The following is a 22,257-nucleotide window of genomic DNA, read 5'->3' on the forward strand; positions in this document are numbered from 1 at the left end:
ACTCCCCGTCTGCTCAGCCGCTGACCAGTGCAGCCAGCCGGTCGCCCACCTCGGCGGTGCGCAGTTGCTCCGTGGCGCCCCGCGTCGAGAGGTCGAACGCCACCGCGGCGTTGACCTTCCTGGCCTGGTCGACCCGGCCCAGGTGCTCGAGCAGCAGCCCCACGGAGAGCACCGTGGCGGTCGGGTCGGCGATCCCCTGACCGGCGATGTCGGGGGCCGAGCCGTGCACGGGCTCGAACATGCTGGGGTGGGTGCCCGAGGTGTCCAGGTTTCCGCTGGCGGCCAGCCCGATGCCCCCGGTCACTGCCGCCGCGACGTCGGTGATGATGTCGCCGAAGAGGTTGTCCGTGACGATGACGTCGTAGCGGCCGGGGTCGGTGATGAAGAACATCGAGGCGGCGTCGACGTGCTGATAGGCGACCGTCACCTCGGGGAACTCCGCGCCGAGCTCCTCGACCGTCCGTGACCACAGACCACCGGCGTGGGTGAGCACGTTGGTCTTGTGGATCAGCGTGAGGTGCCTGCGCGGGCGGGCGATCGCGCGCTCGAAGGCGTACCGCACGACCCGCTCGACGCCGAACGCGGTGTTGAGCGAGACCTCGGTGGCGATCTCCTGCGGGGTGTCGCGGCGGATCACTCCCCCGTTGCCCGCGTACAGCCCCTCGGTGCCCTCGCGGATGCAGAGCATGTCGATCGTGCCGGGGTCGGCCAGCGGGCTGACGGCCCCGTCGTAGAGCTTCGCCGGGCGGAGGTTGACGTGGTGGTCGAGCTCGAACCGCAACCGCAGCAGCAGGCCCCGCTCCAGGATGCCGCTCGGCACCCCCGGATCGCCGATGGCACCCAGCAGGATCGCGTCGTGCTGACGCAGCTCGTCCAGCACCGTGTCGGGCAGCAGCTCGCCCGTGCGCTGCCAGCGCGCCGCGCCGAGGTCGTACGGGGTGGTCTCGAGGTCGGGTGCGACCTCGCGGAGGACCTTCAGCCCCTCGTCCACCACCTCGGGACCGATTCCGTCTCCAGCGATCACTGCCAGGCGCATGGGAAGGAACCCTAGGTCAGAGCGGGTTGAGGTCGGCCGAGTGGGCCTCACGGGCGCCGATCCGGCCGGCGATGTCCTCGAGCAGCTCCGTCGAGACCGGGCTGTCGACGGTGACCGCCATCAGCGCCTCGCCCCCGCGGGTGGTCCGGCTGACCTGGGCGCCGGCGATGTTGATCCCGGCCTCCCCGAGGGCCGCACCCACCGTCCCGACGACGCCCGGGCGGTCGGTGTAGGTGAAGAACAGCAGGTAGCCCGACAGGTCGAGGTCGATGTCGAAGCCGTCGACCTCGGTCAGCTTGGGCACCTGGTTCTTGCCGAACAGGGTGCCCGAGACGGTCACCTGGGTGCCGTCGGCCATCGCGCCGCGGACGGTGACGAGGTTCCGGTAGTCGGGGCTCTCGACGTCACTGGTCAGGGCGACCTCGAGCCCGCGCTGGTCGGCCAGCAGCGGTGCGTTCACGTAGGTGACCTGCTCCTCGACGACGTCGGAGAACACGCCCTTGAGGACGGCGAGCTGGACGACGGACACGTCGAACTCGGCGATCTTGCCGCGCACCTCGACGGTGACCGACTGGGCCAGTCCCCCGGCGACCGCGGTGAACACCCGGCCCAGCTTCTCCGCCAGCGGCAGGCCGGGCCGCACGTCCTCGGCCACCACGCCGCCGGCCTGCACGTTGACCGCGTCCGGGACGAACTCGCCCTGGAGCGCCAGCCGGACGGACCGGGCGACGGCGGTGCCCGCCTTGTCCTGCGCCTCGGTGGTCGAGGCACCCAGGTGCGGCGTCACGACGGTGTTGGGCAGCCCGAAGAGCGGGCTGTCGGTGGTGGGCTCCTTGGCGTAGACGTCGAGACCGGCGGCGCCCACCTGACCCGACTTCAGCGCATCGGCAAGGGCTTCCTCGTCGACGAGCCCGCCGCGCGCGGCGTTGACGATGATCACGCCGCGCTTGGTGGTCGCCAGCTCGGCGGCGCCGATCAGGCCCACGGTCTCCGGCGTCTTCGGCAGGTGGATCGTGATGAAGTCCGACTCCCGGAGCAGCTCCTCCAGCGAGACCAGCCGGACGCCGAGCTGCGCGGCCCGGCCGGGCTGGATGTAGGGGTCGTAGGCGATCAGCGTGACGCCGAAGGCAGCCAGGCGCTGGGCCACGAGGATGCCGATCCGGCCGAGGCCGACGACGCCGACCGTCTTGTCGGTGACCTCCACGCCCATGAACTTCGACCGCTTCCAGGCGCCCTCGCGCAGGGAGGCGTCGGCCGCCGGGATCTGCCGGGCCGCGGCCAGCAGCAGGGCGACGGCGTGCTCGGCCGCGCTGACGATGTTGGACGTCGGCGCGTTGACGACCATGACGCCCCGCTCCGTGGCGGCGGCGACGTCGACGTTGTCCAGGCCGATGCCGGCGCGGGCGACCACCTTCAGGTTCGGGGCCGCGGACAGCGCCTCGGTGTCGATCTGGGTCGCGCTGCGGACCAGCACCGCCGCGGCGTCGGCCAGCGCGGGCAGCAGCGCGGCCCGGTCGGTCCCGTCGACGTGCCGGATCTCGACGTCCGTGCCGAGCACCTCCAGGACGCTCGGCGCGAGCTCTTCGGCGATCAGGACGACGGGCAGAGTCGTGGTCACGGGGCGTCAGCCTAACCGGGGGGTCCGTGGCCCCGACGGTCCACCCGGACGACCGAGCCGCCGGTGGGCTCGAACTCGCCCCGCCGGGGTCGCTGAGACGGGTCACAAGCAGGTTGCAGAACCCCCACCGCGCTCGCAGCGGTCCTACACTCCGCCACCGGTCCGCCACCGCGGCGGAATGGACGTCCAGGAGGAAATCACCCCATGTCCAGTCCCACGCCGCCCGGGTCCGACCCGAACTATCCGCAGGGGAACGCTCCGCAGGGGCAGCCCGGGTGGAACGCCCCCCAGGGGCCTCCCCAGGGCTACGGCGGCCCCGCGCCGGCCTACTCCGGCCCGGTGGGACCGGGGGGCACCGGCCAGCGCCCGGGCACGGTGACCGCAGCCGCGGTCACCGGCATCGCCTGGGGCGGCCTCGGCACCCTGTTCGGGCTGCTCGGCATCTTCGGGGCATCCGTCGCCGAGGACCTCGGGATCGAGCTGTCGGCCCTCGACGTCGTCCTGGGCATCCTCAGCATCGCCGCCGCCGTCGCGCTGCTCGTGGGCGGCATCCAGGTGTTCCAGGGCAAGGCGCCCAAGCTGCTCCTGTACGCCGCCTACGCCGGCCTGGCCCTCTGGGTGCTCGGTGTCCTCCTGAGCATCACGCAGGGCTACGGCTTCTCGGCCCTCAGCCTGGTCAGCCTGATCGTCCTGGGCGCGATCGTGGCCCTGCTGGTGCAGCCGCAGTCCAAGGAGTACTTCGCCGCACGGGGGCAGAGCGTCTGACGTCCCGAGAACGCGGAACGGCCCCCGCTGCCTGGCAGCGGGGGCCGTTCCGCGTTCGTGGGGTGAGCGGTCAGGGAGACGTACTCAGCGAGAACACCGCGACGAGAAAGATCAGCGACGGGATCAGGGCCAGGATGCCGAGCACCAGCCCGGCGATCGCCAGACCGTTGCTCGCCCCGGTGCGCTTGGCCTGGGACATCCCGAGCGCGCCCAAGGCGATCCCGCATGCGGCAAGGATCAGCCCCAGGAACGGCACCCAGCAGAGCAGCAGACCGACCAGGCCGGTGACGAACCCGGCGATGCCCATGCCGTTGGAAGGCGCCGGCTGTCCCGCCGACCCCGGCTGGGCCTGGTAGGCCTGGGCCGGATATCCCTGCGGCTGGTAACCCTGCGGCTGGTAGCCCTGCGGCTGGTAACCCTGCGGCTGGTAACCCTGCGGCTGGTAGCCCTGCGATGGGTAACCCTGGGGCTGGTGACCCTGCGATGGGTAGCCCTGCGGCTGGTAGCCCTGCCCCAGGTCGGGCGGTCCCGGGTACCCGGCCGATTCGCCATAGGGCGTCGGCGGCTGCTGCGCCTGGCCGTAGGGGACCTGCTGGTCGCCCCGGTCGTCGCTGTCGTTGCTCACGACTGTCCCTCGATCCGTCGTCGGCGCTTCCGACTCGGGAGCACAGTGGATGGCGCGGCGACCGCTGGCAAGGGGGCGCGCTGTGGGCAGGTGGGCGGCGTCGGTCTCCCGCCGCCCGCTCGCCGGACGGCCCCGCTGCCCGTGGCAGCGGGGCCGTCCTGCGTGGCGGCAGCGGTCAGCTCCGCGCGGCGGTCCCGGTGTAGTCGTCGGCGGCCGACACCCAGCTCATGAGGCCACGCAGCTTGCGCCCGGTCTCCTCGATCGGGTGGGCCTCCGCCTCGGCGCGACGGCGCTTGAAGTCGGGTGCCCCGGCGTCCTGGTCGGCGATGAACTCCGCCGCCCACGAGCCGTCCTTGATGCGGGCGAGGACGTCGCCCATGGCCGCCTTGACGCGGGCGTCGATGATCTTCGGCCCCGAGGTGTAGTCGCCGTACTCGGCGGTGTCCGACACCGACCAGCGCTGCTTGGCGATGCCGCCCTCGTACATGAGGTCGACGATCAGCTTCAGCTCGTGCAGGCACTCGAAGTAGGCGATCTCCGGCTGGTACCCGGCCTCGGTGAGGGTCTCGAACCCGGCGGTGATCAGCGCGCTCGCACCACCGCAGAGCACGGCCTGCTCACCGAAGAGGTCGGTCTCGGTCTCCTCGGCGAACGTCGTCTTGATGACGCCGGCGCGCGATCCGCCGATGCCCTTGGCGTAGGACAGCGCCAGGGCCAGTGCGTTGCCGGTGGCGTCCTGCTCGACCGCCACCAGGCACGGCACGCCCTTGCCGTCGCTGAACTCGCGGCGCACGAGGTGCCCGGGCCCCTTCGGGGCGACCATGGCCACGTCGACGCCGGCCGGCGGCTTGATGTAGCCGAAGCGGATGTTGAATCCGTGGCCGAAGAACAGCGCGTCGCCGTCCTGCAGGTTCGGCTCGACGGACTCGGCGTAGAGCGTCCGCTGCACGTGGTCGGGCGCCAGGATCATGATCAGGTCGGCCTCGGCGGCCGCCTCCGCGGGCGTGACGACCCGCAGGCCCTCGGCCTCGGCCTTCGGCCGGCTCTTGCTGCCCTCGGGCAGGCCGACGCGGACGTCGACCCCCGAGTCGCGCAGCGAGAGCGCGTGCGCGTGCCCCTGGCTGCCGTAGCCCAGGACGGCGACGGTGCGCCCCTGGATGATCGACAGGTCGGCGTCGTCGTCGTAGAAGATCTCGGCGGCCATGCGGTTGCGGTTCCCTTCGGTGGTGGACGGCCAAAAGCGTGCTTTTGGCCCCTGGATGGGGCGGGTTCAGGCGGAGCGTTCGACCGGGCGCAACGTACCCGCGCCGCTCATCGACCGCGGGCCGCGGCCCAGCGCGACGGTGCCCGACTGCGCCATCTCCTTGATGCCCAGCGGGGCGAGGACGGCCAGCAGCGCCTGGAGCTTGTCGGGGGTCCCGGTGGCCTCCAGGGTCACCGTGTCGGTGTTGACGTCGACCACGCGGGCGCGGAAGAGCTCGGCGGTCTGCAGCACCTGGGTGCGCTCGGCCATCGGCGCGCGGACCTTGACAAGCAGCAGCTCGCGCTGGACCGCGGCGCTGCCGTCCAGCTCCACGATCTTGATGACCTCGATCAGCTTGTTCAGCTGCTTGGTGATCTGCTCGAGCGGCTGGCTCTCCGCCTCGGCGACGATCGTCATCCGGGAGAGGTCGGGGTTCTCCGTCGGCCCGACGGCGAGGGACTCGATGTTGAACCCGCGGCGGCTGAACAGCGCCGAGACGCGGGCCAGGACACCGGACTTGTTCTCGACCAGCACGGACAGCGTGTGTCTGCTCATCTGTTCTCTCCCACCCTGCCCACCCTCAGACCTGCCCTTCGCCGAAGACCGGGCGCACGTCGCGCGCGGCCAGGATGTCGTCGTTGCTGGCGCCCGCGGCCACCATCGGCCAGACCTGCGCGTCGTGGCCGACGACGAAGTCGATGACCACCGGGGCGTCGTCGATCGCCATGGCCTTCTCGATCACCGCGTCCACGTCCTCCCTGCTCTCGCAGCGCAGGCCGACGCAGCCCAGCGCCTCGGCCAGGGTGACGAAGTCGGGGATCCGGACGGGCTTGGGCTTCCCGTCGGCGTCCAGGGCGTGCAGCTTGGTGCTGGAGTACCGCCCCTCGTAGAAGAGGGTCTGCCACTGCCGCACCATGCCGAGGTTGCCGTTGTTGATGACGGCGACCTTGATCGGGATGCCCTCGATGGCGCAGGTGGCCAGCTCCTGGTTGGTCATCTGGAAGCAGCCGTCGCCGTCGATCGCCCAGACGGTGGTCTCCGGGCGGCCGTACTTGGCGCCCATCGCCGCGGGGACGGCGTAGCCCATGGTCCCGAGGCCGCCGCTGTTGAGCCACGTGTTCGGCTTCTCGTACTTCACGAACTGGGCCGCCCACATCTGGTGCTGGCCGACGCCCGCGGCGTAGATCGCGTCCGGCCCGGCGATCGCACCGAGCCGCTCGATGACGTACTGCGGCGAGAGCGAGCCGTCCTCGGGCCAGTCGTAGCCCAGCGGGTAGCGCGACCGCCAGTCGTCCAGCTGCGCCCACCAGGCGGCCAGGTCGGGCGTCCGGCCGGCCTCGTGCTCGCCGCGCAGCGCCTCGATCAGCTGGAGGATGGTCTCGCGGGCGTCGCCGACGATCGGCACGTCGGCCTTGCGGTTCTTGCCGATCTCGGCGGGGTCGATGTCGGCGTGCACGACCAGCGCGTCGGGCGCGAAGCTGGACAGCTGCCCGGTGACCCGGTCGTCGAAGCGCGCGCCGAGCGCGACCAGGAGGTCCGCCTTCTGCAGCGCCGTCACCGCGGTGACGTTGCCGTGCATGCCGGGCATGCCCAGGTTCAGCGGGTGGCTGTCGGGGAAGGCACCGCGGGCCATCAGGGTCGTGACGACCGGCGCGCCGGTGAGCTCGGCCAGCTCGGCGAGCTCCTCCGTGGCGCCGGCCTTGAGCACACCGCCCCCCACGTACAGGACGGGGCGGCTGGCGCCGGCGATCAGCGAGGCCGCCTCGCGCACCTGCTTGCCGTGCGGGCGGGTCGTGGGCTTGTAGCCGGGGAGGTCCATCCGCGGCGGCCAGGCGAAGTTCGTGCGTGCCTGCAGCACGTCCTTCGGGATGTCGACCAGCACCGGTCCCGGCCGCCCGGTCGAGGCCAGGTGGAAGGCCTCGGCGATCCGCTGCGGGATCTCGTCGGCCCGGGTCACCAGGAAGTTGTGCTTCGTCACCGGCATGGTGATGCCGCGGATGTCGGCCTCCTGGAAGGCGTCGGTCCCGATGGCGTGGCTGGGCACCTGGCCGGTGATCGCGACCATCGGCACGGAGTCCATGTGCGCGTCGGCGAGGGGGGTCACCAGGTTGGTCGCGCCCGGCCCCGAGGTCGCCATGCAGACCCCGACCTTGCCCGTCGCCTGCGCGTACCCGGTGGCCGCGTGCCCCGCACCCTGCTCGTGCCGGACCAGGACGTGGCGGACCTTCGAGTCGAACAGCGGGTCGTAGGCGGGCAGGATCGCCCCGCCCGGGATGCCGAAGATCACCTCGACCCCCATGGCCTCCAGCGAGCGGATGAGGCTCTGCGCTCCGGTGATCCCCGTGGCCGGCTCGACCGCGGCGGCGCCGACGGAGGAAGCCGTGGTCTCGACGCCGGCGAGGGACGCCGCCGCCTCACGGGTGGCGGCCTCGGGGTTGGCGGGCTCGCGCGGGGTGGTGGTCATCTCGGCGTTCTCCTGGCCTTGCTGTGTTCTGGCTGGATGGTTCGGGCCGGGCAACAAAAAACCCCTCGTGCCACAGGCACGGAGGGGTCAGCGCGTCGGTCGGCGACCGACGCGCTAGGCGACTACGAGGCTGCGGGGGCAGCGGGCGTGCAGACAGGGGCGAGGCACGGACACACTGTGCGCCCTGCCGGGCGGGGGCGTCAACCAGCCTGTCCCACACAGTGGACTCTGCTGTCCATTTTCGGCGACCGCACGCCGGGTCGGCGCAGGACGGGGCCGCCTCTGGACACCGGTCAGGCTCGGCTCACCATGCCCGGCCAGAGAGCTCCCGCGTTGTCGGACAGGATCGCCGTCAGCTCCCCCAGCGGCACGGGGCGCGAGATGAGGTACCCCTGCGCGAATCCGACGCCGAACTCGCACAGGGCCGTGAGCTGGGCCGCGGTCTCGACGCCCTCGGCGACGACGTCCAGGTTCAGCGCCAGGCCCACGCCGACGACCGACGCGCAGAGCGCACGCATCTGCGGGTCGCGGTCGATCCGGGTGATCAGCGCCCGGTCCAGCTTGACGATGTTGGTCGGCAGCCGGGTCAGGTCCGACAGTGCCGAGGAGCCGCCGCCGAAGCCCTCCACCGCGACGTTCACACCCAGGAAGCGCAGGGCGGAGACGTCGAGGCCGACCCGCTCGTCCGCCACGGCGACGGCGGCGGCGTTGAGCTGCAGGACCAGCCGCTCCGGCGCCAGGCCCGAGCGGTCGAGTGCGTTCCGCACATCGGTGACCAGCGTGCCGGTCGCGACGTAGCCGGCCGGGAGCTTCATGCCCATCCGCAGGGGGGCCCCGGAGGACGGCAGCGTGACGACGGCGGCCGTGGCCTGTTGGAGCGCCCACCGCAGCAGGTCCCCGATCACGCCGGCCCGCTCCGCGACGAGGAGGAACTCCGCGGGCGGGATCTCCCCCAGCGTGGGGTGCCGCCAGCGCAGCATCGCCTCGATGCCGGTGATCCGGCGCTCCTGCAGCGAGACGATCGGCTGGAAGAGCAGGAACAGCTCCTCCCGGGCGCAGGCGCCCGCCAGGTCGTTCCGCAGCCGGTCCAGGCGATCGGCGGCCTCGCCGAGCTCCGGGCGGAAGCGCACGGCCGAGCCGACGCCGGCCGCGTGCGCGGCGCGGACCGCGAGGTCCGCGCGGGCCAGCAGCGCCTCGACGCCCAGGCCGTCGTCCAGCGGCACGAGTCCGATCCCGGCTGTCAGTTCGACGATCCCGGACGGCGTGGGGATGGGCCGCTCCACCACGGCCAGGCAGCGTGCGGCGAGGCGGTCGACGTCGGCGTCGTCCCCGGACGCGAGGACGGCGAAGGCGCCTCCGCCCATGCGCGCCACGACGTCCTCGACGCGGACCGTGCCGCGCAACCGCTGCCCGATCTCGGTGACCATCATGCGGACGCGCTCGCGGCCGGCGTGCTCGCGGGCGGCGGCCAGCCCGTTCAGCTCGATCGTGAGCAGGGTGGACGGCGCCGCAGCGGGTTCCCCCACCGCCGCCTGGAGCTCCCGGAGGAGGCCGGCCCGATTGGGGAGGCCGGTCATGGGGTCGGTGTAGGCGACGCTCTGCAGCGCCTGCTCGCGCGCGTGGCGGTCGGTCATGTCGCGGCAGTGCAGCACCACGGCACCGACGTCCACGTGGTCCCGCAGGTCGGAGATGCCCGCTTCCAGGTAGCGCCAGACGCCCTCGGCGTCGGCCAGCCGCAGGAGCAGCAGGCCGGCGCCGGGCTCCGGCCCGGAGGACGTGGGCACCGCCAGGGCGGCCGCGAGCGTGGCGGCGTCGTCGGGGTGCACGGCGTCCAGCAGCGGGCGGCCGACAAGGTCCCCGGCGGCGCCACCGAGGGCCCGCTCGAGAGCGGGTGAGGCCCAGCTCACGGTGAGCGCGTCGTCCACGATGACGACGGCGTCCCCGCTCGAGCGGACCAGCGAGCGGAAGTAGGCCTCGCTGCGGCGGAGGCGGGCGGCCATGCGCCGCTCGTCGCGGGCGGAGACCCACCGGTGGGCGGCGGCCAGCACGACGCACAGCACGGCGCCGGCGACGGTCACCCCGCTCGGCACGTGCCCGAGCATGGTCGCGGCGCCGACGACGGTCACCGCGAGGACCATCGCGACGTGCGGGAGCAGCTGCCCCAGCTCCGTGGACCGGCCGGAGGCCGGCGCGTCGGCGGGAGCGGAGTCGGCACCACGGTCGACCAGCGGGGCCAGGGCGAGCAGGCACAGCCCGCCGGCGAGCAGGAACCGGCTGGCCTCGACCCCGCCCGGCGTACCGGACAGCATCGCGGAGGTGCCCAGTCCCCGGCCGCCGGTGAGCAGCACGGTGGCGCCGAACAGGGCGAGCGCCATCGTCTGCCGGCGCCCCTCGATGACGCCCAGCAGCGTCAGCGCGGCGGCCATGGTGGCCGAGGTGGCGACGACCGCCCCGCCGAGGACGAACTGCTCGCCCAGGCCGAAGGAGGACCAGCGGCCGCCGGGGCCGACCACGAGCAGCTGCACGCCCACGAGGCAGGCGGTGAGGAACAGGGCGACCTCGACGCCCACCCGGAGCCCGCCCGCGCGCAGCCGGTCGCGGCCCACCAGCGTCAGGACGGCCACGATGGCGACGAGGTAGGCGGGCACCGTGGGCAGCCAGCGCAGGACGACGAGCTGCAGGACGTCGGCCGGCCCGACGAGGACGGCGACGAGGTGCCCGAGCGCGGGCAGCAGCGGGGCGACGGCGAGCAGCTGCCAGCTCCGCCGGTGCTCGTCCCGGGACCGCGCCGCGCACCGGATCACGACGGCGGCGGCCAGGCCGGCGAGCGCGACCGCGGCGTCGCCCAGGGGGCGCAGCGCGGGGTTGCCGACGGGCGCCGCGCAGGCGAGCGCCACCGGCACGGCGCCCGCGAGCAGCCACCATCGACGCGGTTCCATGCCGGAGATCTCGGCATCCGGACCGAGGGGAACGAGCCGGGCCCCTCCGGCCTCACCCCTCCGAGGGGGTGTCCTCGACCGGGCGGACCCGCGGCCCGGTCAGCCGCAGATGGCGCCCTGCGCCGCGGAGCCGACCAGCTTGGCGTACTTGGCGAGCACGCCGCGGGTGTACCGGGGGGCGGGCGGGGCCCAGCCCTCGGCCCGGCGGGCCAGGTCGGCCTCGTCGACCAGCAGGTCCAGCGTCCGGGCCGCGAGGTCGAGGCGGATCGGGTCGCCGTCCCGGACGAACGCCATGGGGCCGCCGTCAGCGGCCTCCGGCGCCACGTGCCCGATGCACAGTCCCGTAGTGCCCCCGGAGAAGCGGCCGTCGGTCACCAGCAGGACGTCCTTGCCGAGCCCAGCGCCCTTGATCGCGCCGGTCACGGCCAGCATCTCGCGCATGCCCGGCCCACCCCGGGGGCCCTCGTACCGGATGACGACGACGTCACCGGGCTTGAGCGTCCCCTCGGTGAGGGCGTCCATCGCGCCCTGCTCCCCGTCGAAGACGCGGGCGGTGCCCTCGAAGACCTCCGCGTCGAAGCCCGCGGACTTCACGACCGCGCCGTCGGGGGCCAGGGAGCCGCGCAGGATGGAGAGCCCGCCCGTCTTGTGGATCGGGTCGCTCATCGCGTGGATGATCGCGCCGTCGACGTCCGGCGGGGCGATCTCGGCGAGGTTCTCGGCCATCGTCTTGCCCGTGACGGTGAGCGCGTCGCCGTGCAGCAGGCCCGCGTCGAGCAGCGCGCGCAGGACGACGGGGACGCCGCCGATCCGGTCGACGTCGGTCATCACGAAGCGGCCGAACGGCTTGACGTCGGCGAGATGCGGCGTGCGGTCGCCGATCCGGTTGAAGTCGTCGAGGGTCAGCTCGACCTCCGCCTCGTGCGCGATGGCCATGAGGTGCAGGACGGCGTTGGTCGAGCCGCCCAGTGCCATGCACACGGTGATCGCGTTCTCGAACGCCTTCTTGGTCATGATCTGGCGGGCGGTGATGCCCTTGCGGAGCAGGTTGACCACCGCCTCGCCGGAGGCGATCGCGACGGCGTCGCGACGGCTGTCGACGGCCGGGGGCGCGGCGCTGCCGGGCAGCGCCATCCCCAGCGCCTCGGCGACGCTGGCCATCGTGTTGGCGGTGTACATGCCGCCGCAGGACCCCATGCCCGGGCAGGCGGCCTTCTCGATCGCGGTGAGCTCGTCGCGGGTGATCTTCCCGGCCGCGCATGCGCCGACGCCCTCGAAGACGTCGATCAGCGTGAGGTCCTTGTCGCCCAGCTTCCCGGGCAGCGTCGAGCCGGAGTAGACGAAGACGCTGGCCAGGTCCAGGCGCGCGGCGGCCATGAGCATGCCGGGCAGGGACTTGTCGCAGCCGGCCAGCAGCACCGAGCCGTCGAGCCGCTCGGCGAACATGACCGTCTCCACCGAGTCGGCGATGACCTCCCGGGAGACCAGCGAGGCGCGCATGCCCTCGTGGCCCATCGAGATGCCGTCGGAGACCGAAATGGTGCCGAACTCGAGCGGGTAGCCGCCGGCGGCGTGCACGCCCTCCTTGGCCCGCTTGGCCAGCCGGTCGAGGGAGAGGTTGCACGGGGTGATCTCGTTCCAGGACGAGGCGACGCCGATCTGCGGCTTCTCCCAGTCGTCGTCCCCCATGCCGACGGCGCGCAGCATGGCGCGGGCCGGGGCCCTGGCGTCCCCGTCGGTCACCTCGCGGCTGCGGGGCTTCACATCGGGGGCTCCGGTGCCTGCGGTCGCACTGCCGGTCGGGCGTTCCTCCACCGTGGTCACGAGCAGCGATGCTAGGCCCGTTCGCGGCGATCTCCGAGAGGGGTGGTGATACTAGTACCGGCACCACCACAGAGCGGAGCACGATGACCGCCACCGCCCGCCGCGAGCTCGCCGAGTTCCTCGGCTCCCGGCGCCGCCAGCTGGACCCCCGGACCCTCGGCCTGCCGGCCGGCGGGAACCGCCGGACGCCGGGGCTCCGCCGGGAGGAGGTCGCGCTCCTCGCCGGGGTGAGCCACACCTGGTACACGTGGCTCGAGCAGGGCCGTGACATCCGCCCGTCGCGTTCGGTGATCGACGCCGTGGCCCGGACCCTGACCCTCTCCCCGGCCGAGCACGAGTACGTGCTGCAGCTGTCCGGCCACGCCGGGGCCCGGCCGGCCGGGGCCGCCGACGCCATGCCCGGCCACGTGCAGCGGCTGCTGGACGCCCTGGGCCCCTCCCCCGCCTACGCGATCACCGCGAGCTGGTCCATCGTGGGCTGGAACCAGGCCTACGAGCACCTCTACCCGGGCGTGGCCGCGGTGCCGGCCGCTGACCGGAACCTGCTGTGGCTGGTCTTCACCGACCCCGACGTCCGCTCGTTGCTGGACGACTGGACCACCGACAGCCGGCGGTTCCTCACCCAGTTCCGCGCCGAGGTCGGTCCGCGCCTGGCCGACCGCCGGGTCGTGGACCTGGTGACCCGCCTCCAGGCGGCCAGCCCGCACTTCCGGGAGGGATGGGCCAGTCACGACGTCGACCGGTTCAGCTCGGGCGAGCGGCGCTTCCGTCATCCCGTGGTCGGCGAGCTCGTGCTGGAGCACCACCAGCTGACGCCGGCCGACGCCCCCGGACTGCACCTCGTCGTCTACACCGCCGCCGGGAGCGAGACAGCCGCCAGGCTGTCGCGGCTGGCGGCCTGACCCGCCGGCCGCCTCAGTAGCGGTCGACCACGTTCGCCAGCGGCTCACCCGCCAGGACGCGGGCGATCTGCTCGACGGCGGCGGCGGTGGCGCGGGCGGGCGTCTGCGGCACCTCACCCCCCACGTGCGGGGTGATGAGCACCCCGGGGGCCGACCACAGCGGGTGCCCCTCGGGCAGCGGCTCCGGGTCGGTGACGTCGAGGGCGGCGCGCAGCCGGCCGGCGGTCAGCTCCGCCAGCAGCGCGTCGGTGTCGACGACCACCCCGCGGGCCGCGTTGACCAGCAGCGCGCCGTCGGGCATCGCAGCCAGGAACTCGGCGTCGACCATGCCCCTGGTCTCCGGGGTGACCGGGACGATGAGGATGACGACGTCGGCCTGCGGCAGCAGCTGCGGGAGGTCCGCCGTCGCGCGGACACCCTCCCGCGCGGTGCGCGCCACATAGGTCAGCTCGACGTCGAAGCCGGCCAGCATGCGCCCGATGGTCGCGCCGATGTCGCCCGCACCGACGATCAGGACCCGGGCACCGACCAGGGACGACTGCGTCGTGAACGACCACCGGCCGGCGACCTGCTCGCGCACGAAGAAGGGGATCCCGCGCTGTGCGGCGAGGGTGGCCGCCATGGCCCACTCCGCTGTGGCCGGGGTGTGCGCGCCCCGGGCGTTGCAGAGGACGACCCCCTCGGGCAGCCGCCCGAGGAACCTCTCCGCCCCCGCGGTGAGCAGCTGGACCAGCTTCAGCTCCGGCAGCGCCGCCAGGAACCCGTTGTCGGGGACGCCCGGGGAGCCGTTCCGCGGGACCCAGACCTGGGCCCGGGTCGCCTCCCCCTCGGGAGCGCCCGCCTGAGGGTCGAGCGGGTAGGTCCGTACCCGGGGGGAGAGGTCCTCCAGCGCGGCGCCGACCGCCGGGTCGGGGACCAGCACGTGCAGGGTCTCGTCCGGTTCCAGGAGCAGTCGTGGCACAGGCACCAACCTAGGGGTCGGCCCGGCCGCCCTGCCGCCCGCCGCACGTACCCTGAGCCCGGTGAGGCGCAGAGCGGGCGGACGGGAGTCCCGGCTCCTCGCCGCTCTGGTCACCGGCCTGGTGCTGGCCGGCTGCGGCACCGACGGCTACGTCCCCTCCGGCCCGTTCCGGCCGCTGCCCGAGGGCGCCCCGCCGGAGGTCGGACCGCCGTCGTCGGCGGCCCCCGCACCGTTGCCGGGCGATCCCGCCGAGCCCGGGTCGGGCGAGGAGGCGGGCGACCCCAACGTCATGGCGTCCGGGCTGGCCGTGCCCACGGGCCTCGTGGTCCTCCCCGACGGCAGCGCGGTCGTCGGCGAGCGGGACACCGGGCGGCTGCTGCAGGTCTTCCCCGACCGGTCACCGGCCCGCGTGCTGATGACCCTGCCGGGGATCGACACCGCCGGCGACGGCGGACTGCTCGGACTGGCCCTCTCCCCCACGCACCTCGAGGACGGGCTGTTCTACGCCTACGTCTCCACGGCGACCGACAACCGGGTGGTCCGCTTCCCGATGGGCGGCACGCCGAACCCGGTGCTGACCGGCATCCCCCGCGGCGAGGTGCACAACGGCGGCGGCCTGATCTTCTCGGCCGACGGCAGCCTGTTCGTCGGCACCGGGGACACCGGCGACCCGGCGCTGGCCCGCGACCCGCTGTCCCTGGCCGGCAAGGTGCTGCAGATCGATGTCTTCGGCGCCCCGGTCGGGGTCGGCCCGGTGTACAGCCGTGGGCACCGGAACGTCACAGCGCTGTGCGCCGGGGGCACGGACACCCTCTACGCGACCGACGACTCGCCCGACGAGCTCAATGCCGTCCTCGAGGGTGCGGACGTCGCCTCGCGCGCGTCCCGCCCGGCGGTCTCGATCCTGGACGCGGAAGGCGGCCTGGGCGGCTGCACGGCCGCCGGCCGGTTCGTCTTCCTGGGCGCCCTCGACGGCCAGCGCATCCACGCGGTGACCCTGGACGAGGCCGGCACGTCCATCGGGGACCCCGAGGAGGTGCTGGGCGGGCAGTACGGCCGGCTGCGGACCGTCGTGATCGATGCCCAGGGCGGGCTGTGGGTCACCACGTCCAACCGTGACGGGATCGGCACCCCCGCCGAGGACGACGACAAGGTCCTGCGCATCCTGCCGCCGTCCACCGCGGGCGACTCGCCCTTGTAGTGCAGGGTCATGCCGAGTGGGGCCCGGGGGGTCCCGCGCAGGCATGACGAAGCGGCTCAGCTCACCGGGGGACGGCACCCGGCCGCGGTGCGGTCCGGAGGACCGCGATCAGCAGAGCCTTTCCTCGAGCATGCGCTTGACGGTGGCCGCGTCCGCCTTGCCGCGGGTGGTCTTCATGACCGCGCCGACCAGCGCGCCGATCGCCTGCACCTTGCCGCCGCGCACCTTCTCGGCGACGTCCGGGTTCCCCTCGATCGCGGCGTCCACGGCGGTGACGAGCTCGTCGGACTCGCCCAGGACGGCCAGGCCGCGGCTCTCCACCACCTGCGCCGGACCGCCCTCACCGGCCAGGACGCCGTCGAGTGCCTGGCGGGCCAGCTGGTCGTTGATCGTCCCCGCGGACACCAGACCGACCAGCTCGGCCACCTGCGCCGGGGTCACCGCCAGCTCGGCCAGCTCCACCCCCGCGTCGTTCGCCCGCCGGGCGAGCTCGCCGAGCCACCACTTGCGGGCGTCGGCCGGCGAGGCGCCGGCCGCCACGGTGTCGCCGACGAGCCCCACTGCTCCGGCGTTGACCAGCCAGGCCATCTCCGTCGGGGCGATCCCCCACTCCTCCGAGAGCCGGGCACGGCGGGCGGCGGGCAGCTCGGGGAGGTCGGCGAGCAGCTTGCCGACCCACTCCTCGTCCGGGGCCACCGGCACGAGGTCGGGCTCGGGGAAGTACCGGTAGTCGGTCGCCTCCTCCTTGCTCCGGCCGGGTGACGTGGTCCCGGTGTCCTCGTGGAAGTGCCGGGTCTCCTGCAGGATCCGGACGTCCCCGTCGAGGAGGGCGGCCTGGCGGCGCATCTCGAAGCGGACGGCGCGCTCCACGGACCGCAGGGAGTTCACGTTCTTGGTCTCGGTCCGGGTGCCCCACTCGAGGCTGCCGATCGGCGCCAGCGAGGTGTTCACGTCGCAGCGCAGGTTGCCCTGCTCCATGCGCACCTCGGAGACGCCGAGTGCCAGCAGGATCTCGCGCAGCTCGGTGACGTAGGCCTTGGCCACCTCGGGCGCCTTGGCGCCGGCACCGGGGATCGGCCGGGTGACGATCTCGACCAGCGGGATGCCGGCGCGGTTGTAGTCGATGAGCGAGTGGTCGGCCCCGTGGATGCGCCCGGTGGCGCCACCGACGTGCAGGTTCTTGCCGGTGTCCTCCTCCAGGTGCACCCGCTCGATCTCCACGCGGTAGGTCTCGCCGTCGACCTCGACGTCCAGGTGGCCGGCCGTGCACAGGGGCTCGTCGTACTGCGTGGTCTGGAAGCCCTTGGGGATGTCCGGGTAGAAGTAGTTCTTCCGGGCGAAGCGGCACCACGTGGCGATCCGGCAGCCCAGCGCGAGCCCGATGCGGATGGTCGACTCGATGGCGGCGGCGTTGGCCACGGGCAGCGAGCCGGGCAGGCCCAGGCAGACGGGGCAGGTCTGGGTGTTGGGCTCCCCGCCGAAGGTCGTGGAGCAGCCGCAGAACATCTTCGACGCCGTGCCGAGCTCGACGTGGGTCTCCAGCCCGATCACCGGCTCGTAGCGGGTGAGGACCTCGTCGAAGTCGACGAGTCGGTCGGTGCTCACGGGGTGTCCTCCTTGGACGCGGTCCGGCCGGTCAGCACGGCGCCCAGGCCGGTGAGCACGCCCAGGACGACGAAGACGGCGAAGACCGCGCGACCGGTGACCAGCCAGCCGACGAGGCCGGCCACGATGACGAACGCGGTGAGGGCCCAGGCTGCCTTGAGCGCCCCGTTCACGCGGCGCCCTCCGGCGTTGCGGCGCGGCGGCTCAGCTGGTCGAGGAACCGGTGCCCGCGGGCGTCGTCCTGGGCCGCCTCGAGCGCCGCGGCCACCTGGTAGCAGCGGTCGTCGGCCAGCGCCGGGGCCATGATCTGCAGGCCCACGGGCAGCCCCTCGGACAGCCCGCACGGCACCGAGATGGCCGGGAGGCCCGCCAGGCTGGCGGGCAGCGTGCAGAGGTCGGCCGCATACATCGCGAGCGGGTCGCCGGTGCGCGCGCCGAGGGGGAAGGCGACGGTCGGCGTCGTGGGGCTGACCAGCACGTCCACGTCCGCGAACGCGGCCGAGAAGTCGCGGCTGATCAGGGTGCGGACCTTCTGCGCCTGCCCGTAGTAGGCCTCGTAGTAGCCGCTGGAGAGCGCGTACGTGCCGAGGATGATCCGGCGCTTGACCTCCGCCCCGAAGCCCTGCTCCCGGGTGAGGGCCATGACCTCGTCGAGGTCGCGCGAGCCGTCGTCGCCGACGCGGAGCCCGTACCGGACGCCGTCGAACCGGGCGAGATTCGACGACGCCTCGCTGGGCGCGATCAGGTAGTAGGCCGCCAGCGCGAGGTCGAAGGCGGGGCAGGACACCACGCGGACCTCGGCGCCCATGCCCTCGAGGAGGGCGGTGGCCTCGGCGACGCGAGACAGCACGCCGTCCTCGTAGCCGTCGGTGTGGCCCTCCCCGCCGAGCTCGCGGACGACGCCGACCCGGATGCCCGACAGGTCGCCGGCGGCGCCGCGGCGGGCGCACTCGGCCAGCACCGGCACCGGCGCGTCGATGCTCGTGGAGTCCAGCGCGTCGTGCCCGCCGATCGCCTCGTGCAGCAGGGCGGCGTCCAGCACGGTGCGGGCCATGGGACCGGCCTGGTCCAGGCTGGAGGAGAAGGCGATGAGGCCGTAGCGGGACACCGACCCGTAGGTGGGCTTGTGCCCGACCAGGCCGGTCAGTGCCGCCGGCTGGCGGATGGAGCCCCCGGTGTCGGTGCCGATCGCCCACGGGGCGAGGCCGGCGGCGACCGCCGCCGACGAGCCGCCGGAGGACCCACCCGGGATGCGGTCGGGGTCCCACGGGTTGCGGGTGATCCGGTAGGCGGAGTTCTCGGTGGAGGAGCCCATCGCGAACTCGTCCATGTTGGTCTTGCCGAGCAGCACGGTGCCGGCGGCCTTCAGCCGCGCGGCGACGGTCGCGTCGTAGGGCGGCCGCCAGCCCTCGAGGATCCTCGACCCGCTGGTCGTGGGCACGCCCTCGGTGACGACGACGTCCTTGAGTGCGACGGGGACGCCGTTCAGGCCCGTGCCGCGGGTGCCGGCGGCGTCGATCGCGTCGGCCACGGCCACGGCGGCCTCTGGGTCGACGTGCAGGTAGGCGCCCAGCTCGCCGTCGGCCGACGCGATGCGGTCGAGGTAGGCCTGGGTGATGTCGACCGCGGTCGCGCCGTCGGCCAGTGCCGCCTGGATCTGGTCGACGGTCATGGACGTCACGTCGGTGCTCACGGGGATGCTCACGCCTCCTCCCCCAGGATGCGCGGCACGCGGATGCGGTCGTCCTCCGCGGCCGGCGCCCCGGCCAGGACGACCTCGCGGGGCAGGCTGGGCCGGGCCACGTCAGGGCGCATGACGTTGGTCATGGGGACGGCGTGCGTGGTCGGCGGCACGTCCTCGACATCGGCCTGGCCGACGTGGGCCACCGCGTCGAGCACGGCCTCGAGCTGGCCCGCGAACAGGTCGAGCTCCTCGTCGGTCACGGCCAGGCGGGCCAGGCGCGCGAGGTGCGCGATGTCCTGCCGGGACAGCGGGTCCTTCCGGGACGGCGTGCTCATGCTGGGACGGGACTCCACTTCGGCGGTGCTCGTCGGCGCGCGTTCTGGCGCCGGGATGCGACCGGGCCACTCTACGTGGGGCCGAGGGCACGCCTCCGGCCGTGGAGGGACGTGGAGATCACCGCGGGTACCGGTTGACCGCGGGTGGCCCGCGTGCGGGAAGCTGGTCCGCGAACGCGATCGACGGAGATCGGCCCGCACCCGAGGACGACCCCCGGAGGAACCGTGTCCTATCTCCTGCGACTCGTCGTGCCCGACCGGCCCGGAACCCTGGGCGCGGTGGCCACCGCGCTGGGCGAGGCGGGGATCGACATCGTGTCCCTCGACGTCTTGGAGCGCACCGGCGGGTTCGCGGTGGACGACGTCGTGGTCGAGCTCCCCCGTGACCGGCTGCCCGACTCGCTCATCACCGCCGCCCAGGCCGTGCCCGGGGTGACCGTCGAGTCGCTGCGGCCCTTCGCCGGCCCGCTCGACACCCACCGGGAGCTGGAGCTCCTCGATGCCCTCGCACGGGCCGACGAGACGACGGCGGTGAAGCTGCTGGCCGCCGAGCTGCCACGGGTCTTCCACGGCAGCTGGTCGGTGGTCCTGGAAGCGGACGACGACAGCTGGCACGTGACCGCCGCCTCCGACGCGGCGCCCGCCTTCGAGGGGCTGACCCTGCCGTGGATGCCGCTGCGCGCGCCCCGGCTGCTGCCCAGCGAGGACGCCTGGCTGCCGGAGCGCTGGCAGGACATGGCCATCGAGATGATGGCGGCGCCCTACGGCGGACCGGGCTGCGCCGTGGTGCTCGGCCGCTCGGGAGGCCCGGCCTTCCGGCGATCGGAGCTCCTGCGCCTGGCGCACCTCGCCGGCATCGCGTCCACCGTGGTGGTCCTCCCGCCGGCCTGAGGCCGGCTCAGTCCGAGCCGTCGCCGACGGTCGCCACGGCCCGGGCGGCCTCCGGCCCGTCGGCGAGGAGCACCGCGAAGCCGTCGTCGTCCAGGATCGGCGCCTTGACCTGCACGGCCTTGTCGTACTTGCTGCCGGGATCGGCCCCCACGACGACGAAGCCGGTCTTCTTCGAGACCGAGCCGGTGACCTTGCCCCCGCGCTCCTGGATGGCGGCCGTGGCCTGGTCGCGGCTGTAGTCGCGCAGCGACCCGGTGACGACGACGGTGACGCCGGTGAGCGGCCCGGGCGGCGCGTCCTCGCCCACGTCGGCCATCCGCACCCCGGCGGACCGCCACTTCTCGACGACGTCCCGGTGCCAGTCGACCTCGAACCAGTCGCGGACCGCCCGGGCGATGGTCGGCCCCACGCCGTCGGCGGCCGCCAGCTCCTCCTCGGTGGCGGCCATGATGCGGTCCATCGACCGGAAGTCGCGGGCCAGCGCCTGGGCGGCGGTCGGCCCGACATGGCGGATGGACAGCGCCACCAGGACGCGCCAGAGCGGCACGTCCTTGCGCGTCTCCAGGTTGCCCAGCAGCTTGGCGCCGTTGGCCGAGAGGGCGCCGTCCTTCTTGGTGAAGAACGCCGCGCGCTGCAGCTTCTCCTCGTCGAGGAAGAAGAGGTCGCCCTCGTCCTGCAGCAGCGAGCTCTGCAGCAGGGCGATCGCGGCCTCGTAGCCGAGGTTCTCGATGTCGAAGGCGCCGCGGCCGGCGACGTGGAACACCCGCTCCCGCAGCTGGGCCGGGCAGGACCGGGCGTTCGGGCAGCGGATGTCGGCGTCGCCCTCCTTCTCCGGGCGCAGCTCGGTGCCGCACTCGGGGCAGTGGCTGGGCATGACGAACTCGCGCTCGGACCCGTCCCTGGCCGCCACGACCGGGCCCAGCACCTCGGGGATGACGTCGCCGGCCTTGCGGATGACGACGGTGTCGCCGATGAGCACGCCCTTGCGCCGGACCTCGGAGGCGTTGTGCAGGGTGGCCAGCTGCACGGTGGAGCCGGCGACCTTGACCGGCTCCATGTAGGCGAAGGGGGTCACCCGGCCGGTACGCCCGACGTTGACCCGGATGTCGAGGAGCTTGGTGGTGGCCTCCTCCGGCGGGTACTTGAAGGCGATCGCCCAGCGCGGGGCACGCGAGGTGGACCCCAGCCGCCGCTGGAGCGCGTACTCGTCGACCTTCACGACCACGCCGTCGATCTCGTGCTCCACCGAGTGCCGCTGATCCTTGGTGCGCTCGATGAACTCCCAGGCACCCGGCAGGTCCTCGACCACGCGGAACCGGTCGCTCACCGGCAGCCCGAGCGCGCCCAGCCGGTCGTACGCCGCCGACTGCCGGTCGACCTCGAAGCCCCGGTGCGCCCCCACGCCGTGCACCACCAGCCGGAGCGGCCGGGAGGCGGTCACCCGCGGGTCCTTCTGCCGCAGCGAGCCCGCGGCGGCGTTGCGCGGGTTGGCGAACGGCGCCTTGCCCTGCTCGACCATTCCGGCGTTCACGTCGGCGAACGCCGCGATCGGGAAGTAGATCTCGCCGCGCACCTCGAGGAGGTCCGGGACGTCGTCACCGGTCAGCTGGGCGGGGACGCCGTCCATCGTGCGGACGTTGGCGGTGACGTCCTCCCCCGTGGTGCCGTCACCGCGGGTGGCGGCTCGGACCAGCCGGCCCTTCTCGTAGACGATCGCGACCGCGACGCCGTCGACCTTGAGCTCGCACAGGAAGCTGGCGCCCGTGCCGCCCTCCCGCTCGACGCGGGCCGCCCAGGCGGACAGCTCGTCGCTGGAGAAGGCGTTGTCCAGGCTCTGCATGCGCTCGAGGTGCTGGACCGGCGAGAAGGTCGCGGTGAACCCGCCGTTGACCTTCTGGCTGGGCGAGTCGGGGGTGACGAGGGCGTGGTGGGCCGCCTCCAGCGCCTTGAGCTCGCCCATCAGCTCGTCGTACTGGCCGTCGCTGATCAGCGGCTGGTCGAGGACGTAGTAGGCGAAGGCGTACCGGTCGAGATCCTCGGAGAGCTCCCCGTGCCGCTTCCGCGCGTCGTCGGGGACCTCGGTGACATCCTCCTGGTCCGCCGCCGCGGCGACGGTCGGTGCGTCGAGTTCGGCGTCAGTGCTCACCCGGGAACGGTATCCGCC

Annotated in this window: 18 protein-coding genes; 4 read left to right on the forward strand and 14 right to left on the reverse strand. The window is 73.5% G+C overall.

Annotation, left to right across the window (positions count from 1 at the left end):
• Positions 1 to 13: 13 nt before the first annotated feature.
• Both E4P39_RS18125 and serA read right to left on the reverse strand, forming a co-directional pair.
• Entirely contained in the window at positions 14 to 1,036 is a 1,023-nt protein-coding gene (locus E4P39_RS18125; protein ID WP_135137985.1) for a 3-isopropylmalate dehydrogenase, read from the reverse strand.
• A gap of 16 nt (positions 1,037 to 1,052) precedes the next feature.
• Positions 1,053 to 2,654, reverse strand: a complete 1,602-nt coding sequence (gene serA, locus E4P39_RS18130; protein WP_209306608.1) for a phosphoglycerate dehydrogenase — start codon at positions 2,652 to 2,654, stop codon at positions 1,053 to 1,055.
• 204 nt (positions 2,655 to 2,858) lie between these two features.
• Between serA and E4P39_RS18135 the strand changes: the two genes are divergently transcribed.
• On the forward strand, positions 2,859 to 3,419 hold the full coding sequence (locus E4P39_RS18135) for a hypothetical protein (protein WP_135137986.1): 561 nt from the start codon (positions 2,859 to 2,861) through the stop codon (positions 3,417 to 3,419).
• A 70-nt stretch (positions 3,420 to 3,489) separates the two neighbouring features.
• Here the strand turns inward: E4P39_RS18135 and E4P39_RS23020 are convergent, their stop codons facing one another.
• The 6 genes from E4P39_RS23020 to ilvD all read right to left on the reverse strand — a co-directional run bounded on the left by E4P39_RS23020 (position 3,490) and on the right by ilvD (position 12,514).
• On the reverse strand, positions 3,490 to 4,044 hold the full coding sequence (locus E4P39_RS23020) for a DUF4190 domain-containing protein (RefSeq protein ID WP_245159932.1): 555 nt from the start codon (positions 4,042 to 4,044) through the stop codon (positions 3,490 to 3,492).
• Between the two features lie 175 nt (positions 4,045 to 4,219).
• Entirely contained in the window at positions 4,220 to 5,248 is a 1,029-nt protein-coding gene (gene ilvC, locus E4P39_RS18145; protein WP_135137988.1) for a ketol-acid reductoisomerase, read from the reverse strand.
• Between the two features lie 66 nt (positions 5,249 to 5,314).
• Positions 5,315 to 5,842, reverse strand: a complete 528-nt coding sequence (gene ilvN, locus E4P39_RS18150) for an acetolactate synthase small subunit (protein ID WP_135137989.1) — start codon at positions 5,840 to 5,842, stop codon at positions 5,315 to 5,317.
• Between the two features lie 25 nt (positions 5,843 to 5,867).
• Positions 5,868 to 7,751: an acetolactate synthase large subunit gene (locus E4P39_RS18155; protein ID WP_135137990.1), complete on the reverse strand. Its 1,884-nt coding sequence runs from the start codon at positions 7,749 to 7,751 to the stop codon at positions 5,868 to 5,870.
• Positions 7,752 to 8,044: 293 nt separating this feature from the next.
• Complete coding sequence (locus tag E4P39_RS18160; RefSeq protein WP_135137991.1) at positions 8,045 to 10,690, reverse strand: GGDEF domain-containing phosphodiesterase; 2,646 nt, start codon at positions 10,688 to 10,690, stop codon at positions 8,045 to 8,047.
• A gap of 99 nt (positions 10,691 to 10,789) precedes the next feature.
• The gene (ilvD, locus tag E4P39_RS18165) at positions 10,790 to 12,514 is read right to left on the reverse strand and encodes a dihydroxy-acid dehydratase (RefSeq protein ID WP_135137992.1); all 1,725 of its coding nucleotides are present in this window, start codon (positions 12,512 to 12,514) and stop codon (positions 10,790 to 10,792) included.
• Positions 12,515 to 12,597: 83 nt separating this feature from the next.
• On the opposite strand from ilvD, the gene E4P39_RS18170 reads away from it, so the two are divergent.
• Positions 12,598 to 13,416: a helix-turn-helix transcriptional regulator gene (locus E4P39_RS18170; RefSeq protein ID WP_135137993.1), complete on the forward strand. Its 819-nt coding sequence runs from the start codon at positions 12,598 to 12,600 to the stop codon at positions 13,414 to 13,416.
• Between the two features lie 13 nt (positions 13,417 to 13,429).
• Here E4P39_RS18170 and E4P39_RS18175 read toward each other — a convergent pair whose 3' ends face one another.
• Positions 13,430 to 14,377, reverse strand: a complete 948-nt coding sequence (locus tag E4P39_RS18175) for a 2-hydroxyacid dehydrogenase (RefSeq protein WP_135137994.1) — start codon at positions 14,375 to 14,377, stop codon at positions 13,430 to 13,432.
• Between the two features lie 61 nt (positions 14,378 to 14,438).
• On the opposite strand from E4P39_RS18175, the gene E4P39_RS18180 reads away from it, so the two are divergent.
• Positions 14,439 to 15,578 carry a PQQ-dependent sugar dehydrogenase gene (locus E4P39_RS18180; protein WP_245159933.1) on the forward strand — a complete coding sequence of 380 codons (1,140 nt, stop codon included), beginning with the start codon at positions 14,439 to 14,441 and terminating at the stop codon, positions 15,576 to 15,578.
• Positions 15,579 to 15,686: 108 nt separating this feature from the next.
• Here the strand turns inward: E4P39_RS18180 and gatB are convergent, their stop codons facing one another.
• The 4 genes from gatB to gatC are packed head-to-tail and all read right to left on the reverse strand — an operon-like array spanning position 15,687 to position 19,202.
• A complete protein-coding gene (gene gatB, locus E4P39_RS18185; protein ID WP_135137995.1) occupies positions 15,687 to 17,183 on the reverse strand; it encodes an Asp-tRNA(Asn)/Glu-tRNA(Gln) amidotransferase subunit GatB in 1,497 nt (498 codons plus the stop codon).
• Positions 17,180 to 17,356 (reverse strand): hypothetical protein, encoded by a 177-nt coding sequence (locus tag E4P39_RS22430; RefSeq protein WP_167761952.1) that lies wholly within the window; start codon positions 17,354 to 17,356, stop codon positions 17,180 to 17,182. Before E4P39_RS22430 ends, gatB begins: the two co-directional genes overlap by 4 nt.
• Positions 17,353 to 18,855 carry an Asp-tRNA(Asn)/Glu-tRNA(Gln) amidotransferase subunit GatA gene (gatA, locus tag E4P39_RS18190; RefSeq protein WP_135138033.1) on the reverse strand — a complete coding sequence of 501 codons (1,503 nt, stop codon included), beginning with the start codon at positions 18,853 to 18,855 and terminating at the stop codon, positions 17,353 to 17,355. The genes E4P39_RS22430 and gatA overlap by 4 nt, the downstream gene beginning before the upstream one ends.
• 29 nt (positions 18,856 to 18,884) lie before the next feature.
• On the reverse strand, positions 18,885 to 19,202 hold the full coding sequence (gene gatC / locus E4P39_RS18195) for an Asp-tRNA(Asn)/Glu-tRNA(Gln) amidotransferase subunit GatC (protein ID WP_135137996.1): 318 nt from the start codon (positions 19,200 to 19,202) through the stop codon (positions 18,885 to 18,887).
• A 225-nt stretch (positions 19,203 to 19,427) separates the two neighbouring features.
• Between gatC and E4P39_RS18200 the strand changes: the two genes are divergently transcribed.
• Positions 19,428 to 20,093, forward strand: coding sequence for an ACT domain-containing protein (locus E4P39_RS18200; RefSeq protein ID WP_135137997.1), 666 nt, complete (start codon positions 19,428 to 19,430; stop codon positions 20,091 to 20,093).
• 7 nt (positions 20,094 to 20,100) lie between these two features.
• Here E4P39_RS18200 and ligA read toward each other — a convergent pair whose 3' ends face one another.
• Positions 20,101 to 22,239, reverse strand: coding sequence for an NAD-dependent DNA ligase LigA (ligA, locus tag E4P39_RS18205; protein ID WP_135137998.1), 2,139 nt, complete (start codon positions 22,237 to 22,239; stop codon positions 20,101 to 20,103).
• Between the last annotated feature and the right edge of the window lie 18 nt (positions 22,240 to 22,257).

The organism is Blastococcus sp. CT_GayMR19 (assembly GCF_004570385.1).
Taxonomy (GTDB): Bacteria; Actinomycetota; Actinomycetes; order Mycobacteriales; family Geodermatophilaceae; genus Blastococcus_B.